Genomic DNA, 6,966 nt, shown 5'->3' on the forward strand with positions numbered 1-6,966 from the left:
CATGAATAAATACATTGCTTCGGGGGCTGTAATTCCCCTGAATGATCTTATCGACAAATATGGTCCAAACATCAAGGAAATGTATGGCGATACTCTGAAGAAAACCAGAGCCGAGGACGGCAATAACTATTACCTGTCCAACTGGTACGGTTTGGAGAAATATCCGGTGTTCGGATTTTTTATGCGCATGGACATCATGAAGGAGCTTGGTGTAGGCGATAAAGTCAATAATGGCGAACCGTTTACCGCAGAGGAATTTGAGAACCTGCTCGTTAAATTTAAAGAAAAATATCCTACGATTGATGGGAAGCCCACGATCCCGATGACCCTGAACGGTGAGAATATTGGCAGTGTGACGGGTACCCTGAAGGGAATGTTCGGCATGATGCCGTATTACGAGGAAAATGGTGAACTGAAAAAGGATATCCGTGATCCGAAGTATTTGCAAATGGTAGAGTTTCTAAACTCGCTTTACCGTAAGGGCTTGCTGGACAAGGAATGGGCAACGATGAAGACCAAACAGTTCGAGCAAAAGCTGTCTGTCGGCAATGTATTTGCCACCGCAGAAGCGTTGTGGAATGTGGGTAATGCCAACACCGTGTTAAAATCGGATGCCAAAGATCCAGCAACCCAGGATGAGCGTCAGTTTTATCAATATAAAGTGCTTGCGCCAGGGGTAACTGCGGATCAAACAACCTATGGACCGAAGAGCTCTCTCGGTTGGGATGGCATCTCAATCTCCAGAACTAACAAAGATCCGATCCGAACCATCAAAATGATGGACTATCTTGCAAGTGAAGAAGGCCAGTATCTGCTGATGTGGGGCATCGAAGGTAAAGACTGGGATATGAAGGATGGAAAGCATGTACCAAGACAGGAAGTGCTGGATACCTTCAAGAAAAACTGGGATGAAGCGACAAGAACGACAGGGATTCGCAAATGGACTTGGCTGATCAAAAACGGCCCGGGTTCAGACGGTACACCCTATGATTTGATGGGTCGATACTCAACGGATCCGGTGACTGATCTCGCGATTAAGAACCTGGCCGATACATCCTACGATACTTCGGAATATGACAGCCTGGGAACCGCTGGAGGCACACCAGAAGCGATTATGGAGACCAAGGTTAATGATACGATCAACAAATATTTCCTGAAAATGGCCCTGGCTCCAACCGAGGAACAAGTGCCTGAATTATACAACCAAATGATGAAGGAGGCTGAAGCGGCAGGCCTTTCCAAGATAGAGAAAATCTACAGCGAGAATTACAAGAAGCGGATGGAATTGTGGAATAAGTGACCCGTTTCGAGTACTGGAAGGCCAACAAATTAAACACATATACGGAGGTTTGATATGATCGAGATGGTGTTGAAAAAAACGATGTTGCTCTTGATTATCGTCTGTCTGGTATCCAGCGGCAGCGGTTCGTTTATGAAAATGGCATATGCTGATGAAGTAGGCGCAGTGTACCAAGAAACTTCCTCGCAGTCAAAAGGTGGAGAAAATGACTGGAAGCAGGACTTGAAGGGGGTAGTCCTTGAAGCAGAAGCGCCTGAGAATATTCTTACAGGAAATGCAAGTATAACCGACAGCCCGATCAGCTCTGGCAGTAAGAAGGTATCCAATCTATATCAAGGTAGCTCCCTGCAGTTTCCTGCGGTCAACGTACCTGCAGCCGGAACGTACTTGATTCGAATTTCTTATATTTCCGGTGACCTGCGGCCTGTCTACATGAAGGTGAACGAGGGTCCGGATGAAATGATTGACCTGCCAAAGACAACCAATTGGGATACCCTCGGCATGTATGATGTGGAAGTGGCGTTGCAGGCTGGTTCCAACACCGTTACTTTCTCGGATCATGAGTGGTATTCGCCGGATTTTGACCGGATTGAAGTCATCCCGTATTCGATCAGTTATGAAGCAGAGGATCCGGACAACACGCTTGGCGGTCAAGCCATTGTTGCTGATAGTCCTCATGCTTCCGGCGGGAAAAAGGTAGGGTATCTGAACAATGGCAGTTCCCTAACCTTTAACAATATCACAGCAGCAATGACTGGAGACTATCGAATTACAGTCGCTTACATTTCCGGTGATCCGCGCAGTTTCTATGTAAGCAGTAATGGCGGTGCAGAGCAATACTATGAACTTCCAAAGACGGCGGACTGGGATACGGTAGGCACATATGACCTCATATTGCCGTTGAATGAAGGCAACAATACGATTGCTTTTACGGACGGTAACTGGTATGCGCCTGACATTGACCGAATTATTGTAGAGCCAGCCAAAGGCTCGGAGCCCGAAATTCCTGGTGAGGAAGAAGGCGACCTTGGCAATCCAGAGGGTTCGCGAAGCTACGGATCTATTACGGTTACCGATTATACTTACGGACTACTCGTATCGAATGGTCAATATGAGATGACCTACAACACCGGCTCTGGATTTGCAGGCTATAGCTGGGCGGACGGACAAAAGGTAAAAGGGGTCTATGGCACCATGAAATTGGGAAATGACCTCCTAGAGACCAAAGGTTATGAAAGTCATATTAACGAAGCACCTATAGAACTTGAGGACGGATTCGGCAAAGGAATAGAGCTTACCTTCGTTCATATGTCAGCCGGCAAGCCGACATTGAAGCAGGTCTACAAATTCTATGAAAATAAGACGTATTTTCTGACCCGCCTGGATGCAGTCAGTGATACGGAGATGAAGACGAACTATATGTCTCCTGTAACGGTGAAGCGCACGGGAGGTGTAGATATTGGTCAAAGCGCAGATAACCGTGTGCTGACGGTGCCTTTTGACAACGATGCATGGATTCGTTATAAATCCCAATCGTTGAACCGGACAGATACCAGCTACGAAATGACTGCGGTATTCAACAATACGTCCCGCAACGGACTCGTACTTGGTTCGGTGACCCATGACGACTGGAAAACAGGCATCGATTGGTCTGGATCTTCCAATCGGTTAAACACCTTGTCTGTCTACGGGGGTGTAGCCACTGATGTAACCCGTGATACCCAGCCTCACGGGAGCTTGTCGGGAACTGAATTGTCTTCACCACTGATCATGGTGGGCGGATTCAGCGATTATCGTACAGGATTGGAGGAATATGGGAAGGCCAACGCAATCGTCACGCCTCCGCTGGAATTGAACCCGGAATTACCGCAAGGTGTACCGGTCGGTTGGAATAGTTGGGGGGCTTACGGAAGCTCGCTTTCGTATCAAAACGTAGTTGACGTTTCTAATTATTTCAAAAAAAATCTGAAGGATTTTAACAATAACGGCAACGTATTCATCAACATGGATTCCTATTGGGATAATCTGAGTGATGAGCAACTCGCACAGGCAGTATCGGTTATTAAAGGTAATGATCAGCACGCGGGAATCTATTGGGCCCCGTTCGTTTACTGGGGCAACAACATGAGCCAGCCTGTGGAAGGCACCGATAACCAGTATACGTACGGTGACATTGTTTTGAAGGATGCGGCGGGCATTCCGCTGCCAACTCTGGATGGAGCCTTTCCTTTGGACGTGACGCACCCAGGTTCCAAAATGCGCATGGATTATTACCTGGACAAATTCAAGGACCTTGGCTTTACCTTTATCAAGCTGGATTTCCTTACACATGGATCGTTGGAAGGCCAGCACGATGATCCTAATGTAACAACGGGGATTCAGGCTTACAATGTAGGTATGCGTTATGTTAAAGATCGACTGGACGGGAAAATGTTCATCAGTGAATCTATTGCACCGATCTTCCCGAGCCAATATGCCCATAGCAGACGTATTTCCTGTGACGCCTATGGCAAGATCAATGAGACGGAATATGTGCTCAATTCACTGACGTATGGCTTCTGGCAAAATGGAACCATCTATCCGTATACAGACCCCGACCATTTGGCACTGGGCCATGCGACTTCCTTGATAGAAGCTCAAAGCCGGTTGAACTCTGGCATCATCTCCGGAACGGTCCTTATGGATTCCGATGATGTAAACGACCCGAAATCACAGGAGTATATGACAGCTTTGTACAACAATACGGAAGTATTGGGAGTGGCATTGAAAGGGAAAGTTTTCAAGCCGCTGGAAGGAAACACGGGTGCGAATGCGGCAGATACCTTTGTCATGAAGGACGGGGATGACTATTATCTGGCTGTGTTCAACTACAGTGCGAATCAATCGGTGAACAAGACAATTGATCTGGATCGAGCAGGGCTCAGTACAACGGAAGCCTTCACATCTAAGGACCTATGGACTGGTCAGGTATCATCCTTATCTAGTTCGGTTACGTTGCCTCTGCAACCTGCCGAATCGAAATTGCTCAAATTAACAGCCAACCCTAAAAAGGTAACAGGTGTTGTGCTTGACAAGACGACGGTGGAATTGACTGTAGGTGAAATCGTAAAGTTGACTGCTACGGTTGAGCCGGATGCAGCGGCAAACCAAGCGGTGACTTGGAGTACGAACGATTCAGCGGTAGCGACTGTGGATAATGGTACGGTAACCGCTGTGAAGGCAGGAAAAGCGACGATCTCTGTGGAGACCGTTGACGGGGGATTCAAAAGGGCAGCAGAAATCACGGTCAAGGCTGCTTCGACTGGGAATCCGGAAAATCCCGGAAATCCAGCACTACCCGGAGATAACGGCAATAACGGTAATACAGGAAACAGCAGCCCAAGTAATGCTAACGGATCAGCACATACCAATGCAGCAGTAACGTTAATGATCACAGCGGATATGTTAAAAACAGATCATGCGACTGGTAAAATGATTGTTGAACTTACTGCGAATACACAGGAAGTACAATTATCGTCTGCTGTGATTCGCCAGCTTAAGGACAACACACTGGAAGTGAGGTCAGGCAAGCTGTCGCTGGAGGTGCCAGCAGATCTCATTCGGCAGTTGCAAAGTAAGGTGTCTGCAGATCAGTTGGAAGGCAGCGTGATTTCCTTGAAGCTGGTTTCCCTAGGTGACATTGCTGACAAGACAGTTGCCGCCATTGAGGAAACCACCCATGCCAATGTGAAGCTGAAGGGGAATCTCTTTGAATTCGACCTCTCCATTACTGCAAAAGATGGACAAACGAAAAAGCTTTCCACGTTTGAGCAACCCATTACACTGAGATTTAAAGCGGTGGAAGACTTTGACTCCAAGCTGGGAGGCATCTATTACATTGGGGACAATGGCAAGTTGGAATATGTTCCGGCCGAATTTGATAATGGTGTATTAAAGGCCGAGATCAGTCATTTCAGCAAATATGCGATCCTGGAGCTGAATCAGACATTTACAGATGTTCCTGCTAGTCACTGGGCGAGTGCTGTAATCAAGGAATTGGCAGCGAAGCTTATGGTTCAAGGAACTGGTAAGGATAACTACGAACCGGGACGGCCGGTCACTCGTGCCGAATTCACAGCTCTGCTGATCCATGCGCTGGGGCTGAATGAAGCAGGAGATGTGGACTTTACGGATGTAGATATGAATGCCTGGTACGCTAAGCCGGTTTCTATCGCTTATAAGTCAGGTATCGTGAGCGGCAAAAGCACAGCTAAGTTCGAGCCCGATGCACAAATTACTCGTGAAGAAGTTACAGTAATGTTGATGAAGGCATACCGATTAAAGAATGACAAGATGACGACACTTACGTCTGATCCAGCATTCGCGGATATGAATGATGTGTCTTCCTGGGCGGTTGCTTCTGTGCGTGAGGCCGCCAACCTGGGTCTTGTGCAAGGGCAAAGTAAAGGGAAGTTTGTACCAAAAGATTTAACCTCCCGAGCGGAAGCGGCTCAGGTGATCTACAATTTAATTTTGAAATAAACAGTTAGGCTGTGGATCCATACGATCCACAGCTTTATTTTGAAACAATGAAAGATGTTTTCCTTTATGAATTGTAAGATTCCGATATGGATAATTCCCCCCGCCCTTTTTACAATTATAATTGTACTCACAACATAGAACGAAGAGAGGGGTTCAACGAATGAAGGCAGTCAAAGGGGTTATCGCAGCCGTTTTAGTAGCAACAATGCTCGCGGGATGTAATAGTGCACCTACGGAAAGCGGCGATAAAAATACGAATGGAGACAGTACTGGACCGATTAAATTAACATGGTTTGACAAAAATACAGGAGATGCATTTACCAATCCGGTTGCGAAAGCGATTACGGAGAAGACAGGTGTTACCATTGAGGTTCAGCAGCCAACAGGCAACTCTACCGAAAAGCTGAACCTTATGCTGGCGAGCAATGATCTTCCTGACGTTGTGATGCTGGATCGTGGAAGCGATATTATGAATAAGTATATTGCTTCGGGCGCTGTAATTCCCCTGAATGATCTCATCGACAAATATGGTCCGAATATCAAGAAAATGTACGGTGATACCCTCAAGAAGACGAGAGCCGAGGACGGCAATAACTATTACTTGTCCAACTGGTACGGTCTGGAGAAATATCCGGTGTTCGGATTTTTTATGCGCATGGACATCATGAAGGAGCTTGGTGTAGGTGATAAAGTCAACAATGGCGAACCTTTCACCGCGGAGGAATTTGAGAACCTGCTCGTTAAATTTAAAGAAAAATATCCAACGATAGATGGAAAGCCCGCGATCCCGATGACTCTGAACGGTGAGAATATTGGAAGTGTGACGGGTACCCTGAAGGGGATGTTCGGTATGATGCCGTACTACGAGGAAAACGGTGAACTGAAGAAGGATATCCGTGATCCGAAGTATTTGCAAATGGTAGAGTTTCTAAACTCGCTTTACCGTAAGGGCTTGCTGGACAAGGAATGGGCGACACTGAAAACCAAGCAGTTCGAGCAAAAGCTGTCAGCGGGCAATGTTTTTGCCACCGGAGAAGCGTTGTGGAATGTGGGTAATGCCAATACCGTATTGAGATCTGACGCAAAAGATCCGGCAACACAGGATGAGCATCAGTTCTATCAATATAAAGTGCTTGCGCCAGGGG

Annotated in this window: 3 protein-coding genes; all 3 read left to right on the forward strand. The window is 46.9% G+C overall.

The genetic code is table 11. From position 1 onward, the window contains the following. Positions 1 to 1,300 (forward strand): type 2 periplasmic-binding domain-containing protein (locus AMS66_RS26755; protein ID WP_236703642.1); only part of this gene is annotated, 1,300 nt, incomplete at its 5' end. 54 nt (positions 1,301 to 1,354) lie between these two features. After that, on the forward strand, positions 1,355 to 5,821 hold the full coding sequence (locus tag AMS66_RS26760; RefSeq protein WP_053783673.1) for an S-layer homology domain-containing protein: 4,467 nt from the start codon (positions 1,355 to 1,357) through the stop codon (positions 5,819 to 5,821). A gap of 160 nt (positions 5,822 to 5,981) precedes the next feature. Continuing rightward, positions 5,982 to 6,966, forward strand: a 985-nt coding sequence (locus AMS66_RS34185; protein ID WP_236703643.1) for an extracellular solute-binding protein, incomplete at its 3' end; no start/stop codon positions are given.

Source organism: Paenibacillus xylanivorans, from assembly GCF_001280595.1.
Classification (GTDB): Bacteria; Bacillota; Bacilli; order Paenibacillales; family Paenibacillaceae; genus Paenibacillus; species Paenibacillus xylanivorans.